The sequence below is a fragment of the Candidatus Merdisoma sp. JLR.KK011 genome (genome assembly GCF_036941125.1).
In the GTDB taxonomy this organism is placed as follows: Bacteria; Bacillota; Clostridia; order Lachnospirales; family Lachnospiraceae; genus Laedolimicola.
Map to the genome: position 1 here is coordinate 861,969 of NZ_JAYWSZ010000003.1, position 15,547 is coordinate 877,515.

Sequence of the window (15,547 nt, forward strand, 5' to 3'; positions counted from 1 at the left end):
ATATAGACAGGGCAAGGAGAGTATCCTATGGAAAATGCATTTGTACTGGAGCTGTCGGAATCAAAATTCCGGGAGCTCTATGTCTGTTTTTGCGGTTATGCCCGGTGCGAGCCTCTTCACAGCTACGGCCCGGCTATGCGTTCTCATTATCTGCTCCATTATATTGTTGACGGAAAGGGCACTTACCAGACAGGAGAGCGGAAATTCCAGCTGGAGGCAGGAGAGGGCTTTCTAATCGAGCCCAATTCCCTTGTTTATTACCAGGCTGACGGGAAGGAGCCATGGAGCTATCTGTGGATTGGATTTTCGGGAAAACGGGCAGAGGAATACCTGGAGGATCTGGGGCTGAACAGCTGTCAGCTTACCTTTCGTTCCCAGAAGGGACAGGAATTAAAGCGTCTGGTTCTGGAGATGATGGGCTGCTCCGACGGCTCCGTCACCAGCCGGTTCCGTCAGCAGAGTCTTTTGTACGGCTTTTTTTCGATTTTGTCGGAAAATGCCGTTGATCGGGGGAGAAGCGAGCTCTCAAAAGAGAACTTTTATATGGAACGGGCGGTGACCTTTATCCGCAACCGCTATTCCTCCAATATTAAGGTGGCTGACATTGCGGGCCATCTCTGCGTGGATCGCAGCTACCTGTATAAGCTTTTTAAAAATACTCTGGATATGTCCCCGCAGGAATTCCTCACAGAGGTGCGCTTATCCAGGGCTAAGGAGCTTCTTTCTGCAACGAAGCTGTCTGTGGAGCAGGTGGCCCTGTCCTGCGGCTACCGGGATACACTTGTCTTTTCCAAAGCATTTAAGCGTAGCACGGGAATGGCCCCTAAGGAATACCGCAGGGAACACTGGAAGCCCGGCAAAATGGATCCCGGGGAGAATGAAGAGATACTCAGGGAGCTTTTGGAGAATGAGGACTTAAAAAAGCTGCAGAAAAAATAGTTCGGGCCCTTGTCCATGCAAAGGAGAGGCTATGAGTGAAAAACGACATAAAAGGCGTAGAAAACAAGGAATAGATAATCGTCTGGTTCTGGGGATAGGATTGCTTACACTGTGGATTCTGGCATTTTCCATTGCCGTATTTTTTCTGTTTTTTTCCGGAAAGGACAGCACGAAGGGCCAGACGGATGAGGAAGTGATTTCCCGGGAAGAAGATCCGGCAGAGGAAGGCCGGGAGGAAAAGAAGGAGCCGGAGGAAAAGCCGGAAGACATGGAAGAGAAGGAAGATCCTCAGAGCGAGACAAACCAAATCAGCGAGGAGACAGGCGCAGAGTCGGAGATCACAAAGGTTCTGCTTTCCCAGAATGCCCAGGAGACAGACGAGGTGACCATAGGAATTGATGTGTCCAGGTTTCAGGGAACCATAGACTGGAAGGCTGTGGCGGAGGCCGGGATTGAGTTTGCCATGATAAGAGTCGGCTATCGCACCCAGGCAGGCGGCGAGATTCGCGAAGATACCAACGCAAGGTACAACATGCAGGAGGCTACGGCCAATGGGATTCAGATAGGAGCTTATTTTTTCTCCACAGCGCTTACAAAAGAAGAAGCAGAGGAGGAGGCAAGGTGGACGGCCGGTTACATTTCCCAATATGCGGTAACTTATCCGGTGGCATACAACTGCGAAGGCTTTGAGAACCCGGAAAACAGACAGTACGGGCTGACTGTTTCCCAGCGTACGGATTGTGCGGAGGCATTTTTAAAGGAAATCTACAACCAGGGCTACACGCCGATGTTTTATGCCTCAAAAAGCGAGCTGGAGCATGACGCAAAATGGGAAACCTCCCGTCTGGAGGGGCAGTTTAAAATCTGGGTATCCCAGTATCCGGCTGCACCCTATCCGGATACGGCTGTGTCCGGATACGGCGGAGCTCATGCCATGTGGCAGTATACAAACAACGGAACCATTGCCGGAATTTCAAGGCCGGTGGATGTTAATGTGGCCTATTTCGGCTACGAGGCCAGCGCAGACGCCCTGAATCCGGACACACCGGAGACAGCCGGCGCCGATGCGGAGGCTTTGATGAATTTTCAAGAGGTGGATGAAACTGTAACAGCCAAGGAAACGGTCAATCTCCGGGATATCCCAAGCCAGGGAGAGGACAGCACCGTCCTAAGAGAACTGGCGAACCAGGAGACAGCCCAGAGAACCGGTATCAGCGACAGCGGCTGGTCCAGGCTTATCATAGACGGAGAGCGCTATTATGCCGTATCCAATTATCTGACCACGGATCTGTCCTATAGGCCTCCCGTTAAGGAGCCGGATGACGGCCTAAAGACGAAGTTCCAGAGCGTTTCGGAGTATGTGACGCCGAAGATCGAGATCAACCTGCGCATGCTGCCGAGCGTCACCAATCCGGATGCCGTAGTAGCAGCTACTGTTAAGGCAGGGGAGGTCTTTGTGCGGACGGGAATCAACACCGATTACGGCTGGTCCCGGGTGGAGTATAACGGGCAGACGCTGTATTGTGTCAGCAGCTATCTGACAATGGCAGAGTAGAGTGGGTACGGTAAAGTTTTCTACTGCATCGGCGGCTTTATCCCCTGCAGTATGACCATGGGCTTTGCTTCTTCTACCAGCTCCTCAAAGGAAGGAATCGTTCCTTCCACATTGTCCAGAAGCCAGTCCATGGTAATGATCTCCTCCGCAGACAGACAGTTCCCGGCGGTATTCTTTACCGTACCGTCCTGTGCGGTAAGAGAGGCGGAAAACGGATTGTACCCGGCATCTGCAATCTCTCTTTTAATCAGATCCAGAAGCCACCGGGATCCGGCGGGCAGATTCTTGGAGCAGATGACGTCAATCATTCCGGAGGAAATTCCCCACCAGTAATGAACGGCCTTTGTCTGGGCTTCCTTTTTCTTCCAGGCCCCGTTTAGAATATCCCGTACAATCCGCTCATAAAATTTTCCCCAGTGCCAGATGGGAGAAGCCACATTTACCATATGACCGTCCCGGATATCATAGAGGCCGAACTTGCGGGAAGCATACTGGGGCGTAATCAAATCCTGTCCGGATATATAAGAAATTCCCTTTGCCCGAAATACTTCATCCGGATTCCGCTCCTTCACCGTGGCCCATTCCAGATGTATTCTTGCTTCAGGATTGGTCATCTTCACGCCCAGGGCAAAGGCGTTGATATTGGCCGTCATGCCGAAGATGGGATAGTCTGCCAGATACCCCACAAGAGGACTGTCTGTCAGAATTCCGGCCAGAGCTCCGGTCAGAAACTTTGCCTCATAAAGACGGCCGTAGTAGGTTCGAAGATGTCCGCTGTAGGTGTGAAGGGAGCAGTTCAAAAGCTTTATCTCCGGGTAATGAATGGCGGCCTTGATGCTGGCGCCAAGAAGCTTCGGCGTAGTGGTGAAAATCACCTTGCATCCCCTGGCGGCTGCCTCCTGGACGGTCTTAAGGCCAAGCTCCTCGGTATTGATATTGTCAAAACACAGCGTTTCTATTTCGCTGCCAAAAACCTGGTTTAAATGCTGCCTTCCAAGCTCATGCCCGTAAGTCCAGCTGGAGGTTTCCATGGTCTTGTCATGGAGAAAGGCAATCCGCAGAGGGGCGGATACGACCGGAATCAGACGGCTGATCACCGGCTTTTGAGCCTCGGCCCCAGGCTGCATGCTAAGCTCCAGAGGCACCTTTTGGGGATAGAGCTGGAAGTCCTTCCATACCTTTGCCATCTCGCTGCGAATCTGGCTGTGAGACTTCTCCCACAGATTTTCATATCCATAGATCTCCAGATAAATCAGGAAGGCATCGCCGGGGGTAAGAGACAGCTTCCTCCCCCCTTTTTCCTCAAATACATCTGTAAAATGAATATAGGCAGAGTGGAAGTCAAGCTTCTCGTCATCTGTCCACACATGATCGGGCTTCGTTCCCACAAGCTTTAAAAGCCTGGGAAAGCTGCCCTCCTGGCTGAACCAGAGATAATTGATGGATGTCAGCTTGTAGAAATCCAGGAATTCATAGTAGATACGAACCTCCTGGGAGTCGTTTTTTGCAGGCAGAATCCGGGTTACCTGTCCGAAAATGCTGACGGCTCCGGAATATTTCAATACGCTGACCCGTTTGTTGCCCTCGATCACATAGAAGCGGTTCATAAACTCGCAGGCCTTGATGGGATCACGGATGCCTTCATCCAGGTGGGCATGATAAAGGGAGACCCATTTGGAGGCAAACTCCGTATCCTCCGGAAGAAGGGGCATAAAATTATTGGCAAAGGCAGTGGTACGCCCGGCAGTTTTTGTTCCTGCAATCTGATCCAGTGGGATTTCCACCAGTCCTAGGTCTGCCTCTGAGGCGGTTTTGGTAAAGGAAAGGATTTCATCCAAAACCTGCAGGTAGGGATAGCTGCCCTTTAAAAGAGCAGTACGGTATGCTTTTTGTGCTGACTTTCTGGCTTTTGCGTATTCTTCCATTCTATTTGAAATCTCCTTTTTGGCATATGGCATTTTTGCAAAAAGCTTTTTATCAACGGCCCATTGGAAGGCCGGTGTGTTGTCCGCTATATTGCAGGCGGAAATTCAAAGACGGTCCGCTCGTAAGCGTTGACGACCGTAGTATTTTTATAAGTACACATCCGCGGAGCCTTATAATTGTAGGACAGGTGTACATGTCCATGGATAAAATAAGAGGGCGAATAGCGCTCCATCAGTCCAAGAAAGCTCTGGAAGCCCCGGTGGGGCAGATTTTCCTCGTCATTGAGATGATATGCGGGCGCATGGGTCAGCAGAATATCAAATCCCTTGTGGCGCTTGAGAGAATACCACAGCCGCCGGATACGGGCGTTCATCTGCCGTTCTGTATACTGATGAGGGCCCTCCTTATAGCGCATGGAGCCGCCGAGTCCCAGAATGCGGATTCCCTCATGGACGTAGATCCGATCCTCCACGCAGATACAGCCGTAAGGCGGAGAGGCCTCATAGACAGCATCGTGGTTGCCGTGGACATAGAGCACCGGCCCCTTAAAAAAGGTAGCCAGAAAGGAAAGATAGAGAGGGCTCAAATCTCCGCAGGAGAGGATGAGATCAATCTCCGAGAGTTTTTCCTTGCTGAAATCATCCCAGAGATAACGGGATTCCTGGTCTGCGATTGCTAATATTTTCATAAAGTTCTTCCTTAAAAAGGGCTGTCCCATGATAAGCCGTCAGATTTTTCCATATCCTGCAGTGAGAAGCTTACGAATACTGAAATCTGCTGCCTTATTGTGTGACAGCCCTGTTATATATGTTTTTGTCCCGTTTGAAAACCATTTCCTGCAAAAATGTCTTTTGGGATGAGGCTTCCTTTAACGTGACTGCTTTGCAATCAGCTTGCGGATTTTCTCGGTAGGCGTATTGATGCTGTCCACGGAAAAATCGTGGTTCAGCGTGTCAATGATTTTAGCCAGAAATTTTGTCATATCCGCCTCTGTATAATATGGCTTGGACAGAAGCTCCGGCGAACGGTAATTGAGATTCGTTGTCACAATCCGGGTGATATAGCCCTTTTCATAGTATTCGTCAAATTTATCGAATCCATCCGTAAAGAGGCCGAAGGTGCAGCATACATACACGTGCTTCGCACCGCGCTCCTTCATCTGCTTGGCTACATCCAGCATGCTTCCGCCGGAGGAAATCATATCGTCAATGATAATAACGTCCTTGCCCACCAGGGAATCTCCCAGAAATTCATGGGCCACAATGGGGTTCTTGCCGTTAATGACCGTAGAGTAATCCCGGCGCTTGTAGAACATGCCAAGATCAATCCCAAGAACATTGGAAAAATACACGGCCCGCTCCATGGCGCCCTCATCCGGGGCAATGATCATAAGGTGATCGTTGTCCACCGTCAGCTCCGGCTCCGTGCGGAGAAGGGCACGGATAAACTGGTAAGGAGGCTGGAAATTATCAAAACCGTTTAGGGGAATGGCATTCTGCACTCTTGGGTCGTGGGCGTCAAAGGTGATGATATTGTTGACCCCCATATTCCGAAGCTCCTGAAGGGCAATAGCGCAGTCTAAGGACTCCCTGCTGTTGCGCTTGTGCTGCCGGCCCTCATAGAGGAAAGGAATCACGACATTGATCCGGTGAGCCTTGCCGGTAGCCGCCGAGATCATGCGCTTTAGATCCTGGTAATGATCGTCCGGGGACATGTGGTTTTCATGGCCGCAGACGGTATAGGTGAGGCTGTAGTTGCACACATCTACCATGATAAAGAGGTCGCTTCCCCGAACGGACTCCCCATAGCGCCCCTTGGCTTCCCCGGTTCCGAAACGTGGACAGGAGCATTTTACCATATAAGAATCCTGGGCGTATTCCTGAAAATAAATATTGTCTCTGTGCTGTTTATTGGCTGTTTTGCGAAATTTTACCAGGTGCTTGTCTACTTTTCTTGCAAAGTCTACGCAGCTGTCCAGAGCTGCGATCTTAAGAGGCGCCACTGGTAAAATATTATCGAACTGGTTGGTTTCCGACATACTGATCCTCCGAATGGACGGGTATCCGAATGCAGGATATCCCGAATATGAAATTGTGTAAAATATTCTAATAATTTTATAACATCTCTTAGAGGGCACGTCAAGAACATACGGGAAAATTTATGTTCAAATTTATACGCAGATCAAGGTGAAAATCTTTGTTTTTTGTTTTTTCCTTCGGCAGATGCCGGCGGAGCAAAAAGAGGGGGGAGCAATCGTGAAACGGGGGAGGAGAGGAGGTGGGGCGAAGCTGTAATTCTGCCGGTTTTTGGGGCGATTGATAAAAAATAAAAAAAATTTAAATTTTTTGAAAAAAAAGCTTGCCAAATGAAGAATTATGTTATATACTAAGCAAGTCGGCAGGGAAAGCCGGTATGGTTCCTTGGTCAAGCGGTTAAGACGCCGCCCTCTCACGGCGGAAACAGGGGTTCGATTCCCCTAGGGACTGTTGCTTAAAGCTCTAGAAGCCTTGTATTTACTAGGTTTTTAGAGCTTTTGTTTTTTGGATTTTACTGCAGGGTATCAAATAGGGCATCAGAAAATATGTTTGGTTGAAAATAAAATAAGGAGATATTGTATATTCTCATTTTATATATTTTATCCGCTTTTGGCCGCTTTTGGCATATGCTTCAAATATAATAAATAAGTGTGCAAATAAGGTGTAAAGTCTATTGAATTATTAAGGTTTTATACCTTTTTATAAATTTCTTCAACTTTACACAATTATTGCATACTTAAGGATACTGCCTTCTAGGTACATGTGTATTACCATTTATTGTTTTCCCAATCTTTCAAAAATATTCTTTCCGATTTCCAAAACTTCTCCTGTGTGGAACAAAAGCCCCTTCATATACTAAATAAAGAAAAAATAAAAGGAAGGTAATTATGCAGAAACGATATGCATTTTGTTCTCTGTGCTTGATTCCCTTTTTGACACTTCTGCTGGCATCCGGCTTCTCCTGGACAGGCGTTAACTTTTCTGTCATAGGAAGCCGGGGCGGCAGACGTTTGGCCTTTCTGGTCTGGGGAGCGCTGACAGGGAACTATTTTTATCTTCATACAAGAGAGCTTATGGAGCTGAGCGGCTGCCGGAACCGGACGCTGGAGAGGCTTCTTTTCGGTGCTTTGGTATGTTTCGTAACGGCTGTGGGGATTCCTTATCTGCCCCGGCAGCTGCCCGGACTTTCCCGCCTTCATGTGGGGATTTGCTTCACGTCGACTTTGCTTCTGGCAGTTGTCCAGGTACGGTTTTTGCGGATGCTTCAGAAAAAAAGCGGCGGCGGCTTCGGGATACAGTGGAGCCTTCTGGCCCTTTTGGGAACAGGGGTTTGCATTTTGCTGTTCTCCATAGGCATCATATCCACGCTCCTGGAAGTCTATGTAACAGTCGGAGGCTGTATCTATCTTTGGCTTCTTCATTGCAAATTAGCAGGGGCTGCTGCGAAATTTGTTTAAAAAATTAGGAAAGAAGTGTTTTACAAACGAAAATACCTGTGCTATACTAGCTAAGACTGAAAAAAACAGAACATCCATTCGGATAAGTAAGCATACCTTATTGAACGAAGTCCACCCATCCCGAAGGGATATGCATGAATGGGGTACCCGCAGGGTATGCCTTACTGGACGAAGTCCGCCAGCCCCGAAGGGGCATGCATGAATGGGGCACATATAGGGTATAGGAATGAGGAATATAAAATGGCAAAGAAAAACACCTACGACGCAGACAGCATAGCCGTCCTGGAAGGCCTGGAGGCCGTGCGGAAGCGACCGGGCATGTACATCGGCAGCGTATCACGGAAAGGATTAAACCATTTGATTTATGAGATCGTGGATAATTCCGTGGACGAGCACCTGGCCGGCTTCTGCTCCCAGATCTGGGTAACCCTGGAGAGGGACGGCTCCTGCACCGTCAGCGACGACGGCCGGGGCATCCCAGTGGATCTCCATGCAAAAGGAATCTCTGCAGAGCGTCTTGTATTCACCACCCTCCATGCAGGAGGAAAGTTTGACGATTCCGTCTATAAGACAAGCGGCGGCCTCCATGGGGTAGGCTCCTCTGTGGTCAACGCCCTGTCTACCTATTTGGATATAGAGGTAAGCCGCGACGGAGCCGTACACCACGATCACTACGAGCGCGGTATCCCTACCATAGAATTGAACGACGGGCTCCTTCCGATTCTGCGCAAAAGCAAGGAGACAGGAACACGGATCAACTTCCTCCCAGACCCGGAGATCTTTGAAAAGACAAGGTTCCAGGCGGAGGAGGTCAAAAGCCGTCTCCATGAGACTGCTTACCTCAATCCGGCACTTACCATTTATTTTGCAGACAAAAGAATTGAGCCGGCGGAGGAAGTAACCTTCCATGAGGAAAACGGAATTATCGGCTTCGTGGAGGATTTAAATAAGAAAAAAGAGCAGGTGCACGACGTCATTTACTTTAAAGGAGAGGCAGAAGGCATCGTGGTAGAGGGTGCTTTCCAGTATGTAAACGAGTTCCATGAAAATGTCCTGGGCTTCTGCAACAACATCTACAACGCAGAGGGCGGCACCCACCTGACCGGCTTTAAGACGGTATTTACCACCGTAATCAACAATTATGCCAGAGAGCTGGGCATTCTGAAGGAAAAAGATGCCAACTTTACCGGAGCCGATGTGCGCAACGGCATGACGGCCGTAATCTCCATCAAGCATCCGGCCCCCCGATTTGAAGGCCAGACCAAGACGAAGCTTGACAACCAGGATGCGTCCAAGGCCGCCTCCAAAGTAGCAGGGGAGGAGATTGTCCGTTATTTTGACCGGAATCTGGAGACCTTGAAGGGGGTCATCGGCTGCGCAGAAAAGGCGGCCAAGATACGAAAGACAGAAGAGCGGGCCAAGACCAATCTTCTGACCAAGCAGAAATATTCCTTCGATTCCAACGGAAAACTTGCCAACTGCGAAAGCCGGGATGCTTCCAAATGCGAGATTTTTATTGTAGAGGGAGACTCCGCCGGCGGCTCCGCCAAGACGGCCAGAGACCGGAATTACCAGGCCATTCTTCCCATCCGGGGCAAGATACTGAATGTGGAAAAGGCCAGCATTGACAAGGTGCTGGCAAATGCAGAGATCAAAACCATGATCAACGCCTTCGGCTGCGGCTTTTCCGAGGGCTACGGCAATGACTTTGATATTACAAAGCTGCGCTATGACAAGATTATTATTATGGCCGATGCGGACGTGGACGGAGCACACATTTCCACCCTGCTTCTGACCCTCTTTTACCGTTTTATGCCGGATCTCATCTACGAGGGACACGTCTACATTGCCATGCCGCCGCTCTATAAAGCTATGCCCCAGAGAGGGGAGGAGGAATACCTCTACGACGACAAGGCCCTGGAGCGCTACCGGAAGCGTCACAAGGGAAGCTTCACCCTCCAGCGCTACAAGGGCCTGGGAGAGATGGATGCCGATCAGCTCTGGGAAACTACCCTGAATCCGGCTACCCGGATCTTAAAGCGTGTAGAGATCGAGGATGCACGTATGGCCTCCAACGTAACGGAGATGCTTATGGGAACGGAAGTGCCGCCCCGGAGAGCCTTTATCTACGAACACGCCTGCGACGCTGAACTGGACGTATAAAGGCTTGAAATCACTGAATTGGAAACAGCAGCGCATGAAATAATGCCAGAAGGATTTACGGACGCATGGTTTTGCGGCCGGAAATTCTTCTGGGTGAGGGCATTATTCCAAGAGCTGCGGAACTGGAATAGGAGTTTAGAATGGAAGAACAAATCATCCGCACCGAATACTCAGACCTCATGCAGAAATCCTACATTGATTACGCCATGAGCGTCATCATCGCCCGTGCCCTTCCGGATGTCCGCGACGGTCTCAAGCCTGTACAGAGAAGAACCCTCTACGACATGTACGAGCTGGGTATCCGCTTTGACCGTCCTTACCGGAAGTGCGCCCGTATTGTAGGCGACACCATGGGTAAATACCACCCCCACGGCGACAGCTCTATCTACGAGGCGCTGGTGGTCATGTCCCAGGACTTCAAAAAAGGCCTGCCCTTAGTAGACGGCCACGGCAACTTCGGATCCATCGAGGGAGACGGCGCCGCAGCCATGCGTTATACGGAGGCGCGCCTGGAGAAAGTTACCCAGGAAGCCTTCCTGTCCGACCTGGACAAGAACGTAGTAGACTTTGTGCCAAACTTCGACGAAACGGAAAAAGAGCCCTCCGTCCTGCCAGCCAGGCTTCCGAACCTGCTGGTCAACGGCTCCGACGGAATCGCCGTGGGAATGGCAACCAGCATCCCCCCTCATAACTTGGGAGAGGTCATAGACGCCGCAAAAGCCTATTTGAAAAATCCGGAAATTACTACCGAGGATTTGCTGAAACTGATGCCGGGCCCTGATTTCCCTACCGGGGGCATTGTGGTAAACAAAGACGAGCTCCCGGCCATCTACGAAACGGGTATGGGCAAAATCAAAGTCCGGGGCCGTGTTCAGGTAGAAAAGCAAAAAGGCGGCAGGGAGCAGCTTGTCATAACCGAGATCCCCTATCCCATGATAGGCGCAAACATCGGAAAATTTTTAAACGATATTGCGGCCCTGGTAGAGTCCAAAAAGGCCCCGGAGATCACGGACATCTCCAACCAGTCCTCCAAGGAAGGCATCCGCATCGTTCTGGAACTGCGCAAGGGAGCCGATACCGAGAATCTGAAAAATATGCTCTACAAAAAGACCCGTTTGGAGGATACCTTCGGTGTCAACATGCTTGCAGTGGCAGACGGAAGACCCGAAACGCTGGGCTTAAAGCAGATTCTGGAGCACTACATCGAATTCCAGTATGAGCTTGCCACCCGGAAATACCGAACCCTTCTTGCAAAGGAGCAGGAGAAACGGGAGATTCAGGAAGGGCTTATCCGTGCCTGCGATGTAATCGATCTTATCATCGAGATTCTTCGGGGCAGCAAGAGCGTTAAGGATGCAAAGGCCTGTCTGATAGAAGGAAAAACAGAAAACATCCGTTTCAAATCCGAAGCCTCCCGGAAGAGGGCTTCAAAGCTGCGTTTCACCGAGCGTCAGGCCACAGCCATTTTGGAGATGCGCCTGTACCGCTTAATCGGCCTGGAGATCGAAGCCTTAATGGCGGAAAACGCCCAGACCTTGAAGAACATCGCCTCCTATGAGGACATCCTGGAAAATCACGCAAGTATGACAAAGGTGATCCTAAAGGACATGGATTCCATCAAAAAAGCCTATGCAAGGCCAAGACGAACCTCCATCGAAAACGCAGCGGAAATCATCTTCGAGGAAAAGAAGATTGAAGAGATGCCTGTGATGTTCCTGATGGATCGTTTCGGCTACGCCAAAACCATAGACATGCCCACCTATGAACGCAACAAAGAAGCGGCGGACAGCGAAAACAAATACGTATTCCCCTGTATTAACACCGGCCGCATCTGCGTATTTACCGATACCGGTCGCCTGCATACCATCAAGGTACTGGATCTGCCCTTTGGCCGCTTCCGGGACAAGGGTGTGCCGATTGACAATTTCAGCAATTACAACAGCACCGAAGAACAGCTTGTGGGAATCGGAAGCATGGAAGCGCTGAAAGAGAGAAAGCTTATCTTTGCCACCAGAGGCGGCATGCTGAAGATTGTGGACGGCAATGAATTCGAAACAGGCAAGCGTACCGTGGCCGCCACAAAACTGGGAGAGGAAGACAAGGTTTTATTGGCAGAGCCTGTGGAGGGCAGCGAACAACTGGTTCTTCAAAGCAGGGAAGGTTATTTCCTGCGCTTCTCCATATCCGAGATTCCGGAGAAAAAAAAGGGAGCCATCGGCGTCCGGGGCATGCGCCTGGGAACGGACGACTGTCTGGAGGCTGCCTATCTTTACCAGACAGGCAGCGAGCAGACCATCACCTACAAAGAAAAGCAAATCATATTGAACAAACTGAAACCCGGAAGCAGAGATACAAAAGGGGTAAAGGTAAGGGTGTAGACACATGAATCAGCCCTAAAAATAAAGAAGAAAACAGACCTTGAACCACGGGGTCGGAAGCTGCCGCAAGACAAGCACTTTGTGCAAATACCGCGGCAGCTGTTTTTTTGGAATTTCATGTGGTTTTTGGTAGATTTATATTGACTTGTGTTGGAGTTGTGCTATAATAAGCTTGTAATCCAAAAACAATCCATTAGAGAAAGATGGAAACAGCAGAATCCTTAGAAGTGCCGGAAGGATTTACAGGCACACGGTCTTGTGACTGGAAATTCTTCTAGATAGAGGGTGCTGAGGAGGATTCTGCGGAACTGGAATGGAGGATAAACCATGAATTTAGCAGAAGCAAAAGAGTATGCAAAGCAAAACATTCACAACAGACCGCAGACAACCGGCCGTCTGGCCGGAAAAATCGCAGTTGTCACAGGCGGCGCACAGGGATTCGGACTTGGAATTGCGACAGAGATGTATAAAGAAGGAGCCAGCGTAGTACTGGCGGATTTAAACGAGGCCCAGGCCGTAGAGGCAGCCAAAGCACTGGGAGAGCGGGCAGTCGGCCTGAAGGTAGACGTATCAAGCGCAGAATCCATGGAGGCCATGGTATGCAAAGCCGTAGAGCACTTCGGCGGACTGGACATCTTTGTATCCAACGCAGGCGTTCTCAAAGCCGGAAGCCTGGAGGACATGGAGCCCCAAGCCTTCGAGTTTGTGACAAAGGTGAATTACATCGGATACTTTAACGCTGCAAAATACGCTTCTGCAATTATGAAAGCACAGCACGAGGCAGACGACAGCCTTTGGTTTGATATCATTCAGATTAACTCCAAATCTGGTCTGGAAGGATCCAAGAACAACAGCGCCTACGCAGGCGGCAAGTTCGGCGGCATCGGCCTTACCCAGAGCTTTGCGCTGGAGCTGGTAGCATGGCAGATCAAGGTGAATTCCATCTGTCCCGGCAACTTTTACGACGGCCCTTTGTGGTCAGATCCGGAGAGAGGGCTTTTCGTACAGTACTTAAATGCCGGCAAGGTTCCGGGAGCCAAGACCGTACAGGATGTAAAAGACTACTACCTGTCCAAGTCCCCCATCCACAGAGGCTGTACTCCGGCAGACGTATCCAAGGCCCTGTTCTACTGCGTAGAGCAGAACTTTGAGACCGGACAGGCCGTGCCGGTTACCGGCGGACAGAATATGCTGAATTAGGAGGCATGAGAGCATGGATAAATTCGTAGAACGGCAGGAAGCCTTAAAGCTTCTGAATGCCCCGACCCCGGAGGAACGTCTGGCAAATCTGGCTATCGTCCTTGGAAGCGAGAAGGAGAAGCCGGAGGTAAAGCCCCAGTTTGCCAACAATCACATACATACCATTTATTCCTTCTCCCCCTATTCCCCCACAGCCGCCATTTACTGTGCAAGGGATGAGGGGCTGGAGACAGCGGGAATCATGGATCACGACAGCATTGCCGGAGCGGTAGAGTTCCGCAAGGCCGGAAAGATCGCCGGAATCGGCACCACCTGCGGTATGGAATGCCGCGCCAGTCTGGATGGCACACGCATGGCAGGAAGGAAATTAAACAATCCCGACCAGGCAGGCATTGCCTACATGGCCATTCACAGCGTACCCGATTCGGGCTTTGCAAAGCTTCAGGAGGTATTCGGCCCCTTGAGAGAGAAGCGGAACGAGCGGAACCGCAAGATGACTGCCAACATCAATGCACTTATGGAATCCAAGGGAATCACCCTGGATTTTGATAAAGACGTACTGCCCATTTCCCAGTATGCCAACGGCGGCTCCGTCACCGAGCGTCATCTTCTGTGCGCCTTAAGCGAGAAGATCATCGCCAGGGCCGGAAAGGAAAAGTGTGCGGAATTTGTGGAGGAGCAGCTGGGAATCAAGCTTTCCGAAAAGCAGAAGGGTCAGCTTTCCGATCCGCAGAATCCTCATTTTGTATACGATCTCTTAGGCGTAATGAAAGCGGAGCTGGTGGAGAAGATTTATGTTCCTGCCACGGAGGAATGCATTTCGTTCAAGGATCTGGTGAAGCTGGCTGACGAGGCAGGAGCCATTCTCTGTTATCCTTATCTGGGAGATATTACGGATTCCGTAACGGGAGACAAGAAAGCGGCCAAGTTTGAGGATGAATTCCTGGACGATCTTTTTGAGATGCTGAAGGAAGAGGGAGTCCACGGCGTAACCTACATGCCGGCCCGGAATACCAAGGAACAGATGACCAGGCTTCAGAACCTCTGCCGGGAGTACGGTATGACTGAGATCTCCGGAGAGGATGTGAACAGCTCCCGCCAGAGCATGATCTGCACACAGCTTGAGGATCCCCAGTTCAAACATCTGGTGGACGCTACCTGGAAGCTGATTGAACGGGAAAAGGTGAGTGAATAATATGCAGATAGACAAGGATGCAGTCCGGGAGATCCTCCTGGTTGCAAAGCGTCTGGACGAAAAGCAGCTTTTAAATGCAGTAGAGGGCAATATTTCCATAAAGCGTGGAGGGCTGATCTATGTGACGCCCAGCGCTAAGAACAAGGCCTTTCTCACAGAGGAAATGATAGCCGTTACGGATCTGGAGGGCAATCAGATAGGGGGAACCTTAAAGGCCACCTCGGAGCTTCGGCTTCATGTGCTTACCTATCAGATGAGGGAGGATATCGGAGGAATTGTCCATGCCCACCCCTCCTATCTTACGGCTCATGCAGTCTGCGGAAGGCCGGTGGAGACAAGGGCTTATCCGGAAATGATGTTTAAATACGGACGCATCGAGGTGGCGGGCTACGGGCGGCCGGGAACGGACGATATCTGCAGAGATCTGGGCCCCATCCTAAAGCACAGCAACGTGGCGCTTCTGGAAAATCACGGGGCCATTGCGGTGGGACCGGATGCCATAGAAGCCATGAACAATATGGAGGCGGCCGAGGCCATTGCCAAGGTGCTGACCATTTCAAAGCTTGTGGGGACACAAAAAGATCTTCCGGAGGAGGAATGCCGCCATCTGCTCTCCCAGCACGAGGAGCAGCAGGTTACCTTCCGGTAGGCAGGTGACGCGGCTGGAAGCGTTGCGAAAATTGACAGCAGTCATCATT

General features: G+C 50.5%; 11 protein-coding genes and 1 tRNA gene. 9 read left to right on the top strand and 3 right to left on the bottom strand.

The features are described 5' to 3' along the window. Window positions 1–27: 27 nt before the first annotated feature. Window positions 28–939, top strand: coding sequence for an AraC family transcriptional regulator (locus tag VV089_RS04995; protein WP_172543471.1), 912 nt, complete (start codon window positions 28–30; stop codon window positions 937–939). A 31-nt stretch (window positions 940–970) separates the two neighbouring features. Further along, window positions 971–2,494 carry a glycoside hydrolase family 25 protein gene (locus VV089_RS05000; protein WP_334335152.1) on the top strand — a complete coding sequence of 508 codons (1,524 nt, stop codon included), beginning with the start codon at window positions 971–973 and terminating at the stop codon, window positions 2,492–2,494. Between the two features lie 20 nt (window positions 2,495–2,514). On the opposite strand, the gene VV089_RS05005 is transcribed toward VV089_RS05000, so the two are convergent. From VV089_RS05005 to VV089_RS05015, 3 genes are all read right to left on the bottom strand, one after another. Further along, entirely contained in the window at window positions 2,515–4,419 is a 1,905-nt protein-coding gene (locus VV089_RS05005; RefSeq protein ID WP_172543473.1) for a BMP family ABC transporter substrate-binding protein, read from the bottom strand. An 86-nt stretch (window positions 4,420–4,505) separates the two neighbouring features. After that, complete coding sequence (locus VV089_RS05010; protein WP_172543474.1) at window positions 4,506–5,108, bottom strand: metallophosphoesterase family protein; 603 nt, start codon at window positions 5,106–5,108, stop codon at window positions 4,506–4,508. A gap of 180 nt (window positions 5,109–5,288) precedes the next feature. Beyond that, the gene (locus VV089_RS05015) at window positions 5,289–6,458 is read right to left on the bottom strand and encodes a ribose-phosphate pyrophosphokinase (protein ID WP_334335153.1); all 1,170 of its coding nucleotides are present in this window, start codon (window positions 6,456–6,458) and stop codon (window positions 5,289–5,291) included. Between the two features lie 376 nt (window positions 6,459–6,834). Between VV089_RS05015 and VV089_RS05020 the strand changes: the two genes are divergently transcribed. The 7 genes from VV089_RS05020 to VV089_RS05050 all read left to right on the top strand — a co-directional run bounded on the left by VV089_RS05020 (window position 6,835) and on the right by VV089_RS05050 (window position 15,498). Then, window positions 6,835–6,906 (top strand) — tRNA-Glu (locus VV089_RS05020). A 437-nt stretch (window positions 6,907–7,343) separates the two neighbouring features. Beyond that, window positions 7,344–7,913: a hypothetical protein gene (locus tag VV089_RS05025; RefSeq protein ID WP_334335154.1), complete on the top strand. Its 570-nt coding sequence runs from the start codon at window positions 7,344–7,346 to the stop codon at window positions 7,911–7,913. Window positions 7,914–8,153: 240 nt separating this feature from the next. Next, window positions 8,154–10,076: a DNA gyrase/topoisomerase IV subunit B gene (locus tag VV089_RS05030; RefSeq protein ID WP_334335155.1), complete on the top strand. Its 1,923-nt coding sequence runs from the start codon at window positions 8,154–8,156 to the stop codon at window positions 10,074–10,076. 140 nt (window positions 10,077–10,216) lie between these two features. Next, a complete protein-coding gene (locus VV089_RS05035) occupies window positions 10,217–12,454 on the top strand; it encodes a DNA gyrase/topoisomerase IV subunit A (protein WP_334335156.1) in 2,238 nt (745 codons plus the stop codon). Between the two features lie 327 nt (window positions 12,455–12,781). Then, entirely contained in the window at window positions 12,782–13,654 is an 873-nt protein-coding gene (locus tag VV089_RS05040) for an SDR family NAD(P)-dependent oxidoreductase (protein ID WP_172542061.1), read from the top strand. 13 nt (window positions 13,655–13,667) lie between these two features. Next, entirely contained in the window at window positions 13,668–14,849 is a 1,182-nt protein-coding gene (locus VV089_RS05045; RefSeq protein ID WP_172542062.1) for a PHP domain-containing protein, read from the top strand. A 1-nt stretch (window position 14,850) separates the two neighbouring features. Beyond that, window positions 14,851–15,498: a class II aldolase/adducin family protein gene (locus VV089_RS05050; RefSeq protein ID WP_172542063.1), complete on the top strand. Its 648-nt coding sequence runs from the start codon at window positions 14,851–14,853 to the stop codon at window positions 15,496–15,498. Window positions 15,499–15,547: the final 49 nt, after the last annotated feature.